Genomic DNA, 755 nt, shown 5'->3' on the forward strand with positions numbered 1-755 from the left:
CCGCCATTGCGCCCGCGTGCGCACCGGCGGCGACTGCCAGCGCAGCCACTGGTCGATGCCGTTCACGTTGCGCCGGGTCCAGGCCACGACCACCGGGCCTTCGTCGGGCTCGGCGCTGCTGCGGCGCGTCATGCGCAGCACCTGGCCGTCCCAGTCGAGCGGCTCGGTCTGGTCGATGGCCTGCAGCGCATCCAGGTCGGTGCCCCACTGGGCGAGCGCCGCCTGGATGACGAGCAGGCCGTCGGCCCGCTCCCGCGTCTGCTCCTGCGCGCGCACCATGCCGTCGAGCCCGCGCCAGCTCATGATCGCCAGGATCGCCATGATGGCGATGGCCACGAGCAGCTCGATCAGCGTGAAGCCGCGCGAAAGCCGGTTCGGGCGGCGCATGTCAGTACCTCCCCACGATGGTGGACAGGCGCAGCACGGAGTTCTGCCCGTCGGACACCTGGGCATCGACCCGGCGGAACTGCGGGTTGGGCGTGGGCCGCACGACCAGCGTGACGTCGTAGCGGCGCCCGGCCTGCTCGCAGGCCAGCGTGCTGTCGCCGATGGCCGGCATCTGGCGCGACAGGCGCACCTTCACGAGTTCGTTCTCGGCGCACAGGTGGGCGAGCAGCACGTCGGTCTGCCGCGCGGCATTGCGCGTGAGGGCCGACGTGGCCTGCAGCCCCGCCATGAGCGCGATCGCCACGATGGCCAGCGCCACCATCACCTCGACCAGCGTGAAGCCGCGCTCGCGCGGCCGGCGCGGCCCG

2 protein-coding genes are annotated in these 755 nt (G+C 72.8%); both read right to left on the reverse strand.

Annotated features, from left to right (window positions below; genetic code table 11):
• A partial coding sequence (locus AC27KI_RS26405) for a PulJ/GspJ family protein (protein ID WP_487116829.1) occupies positions 1–387 on the reverse strand: 387 nt, incomplete at its 3' end.
• A 1-nt stretch (position 388) separates the two neighbouring features.
• On the reverse strand, positions 389–755 hold a 367-nt coding region (gspI, locus tag AC27KI_RS26410; RefSeq protein WP_487116831.1), incomplete at its 5' end, for a type II secretion system minor pseudopilin GspI.

Source organism: Acidovorax sp. KPB24-03, from assembly GCF_057546605.1.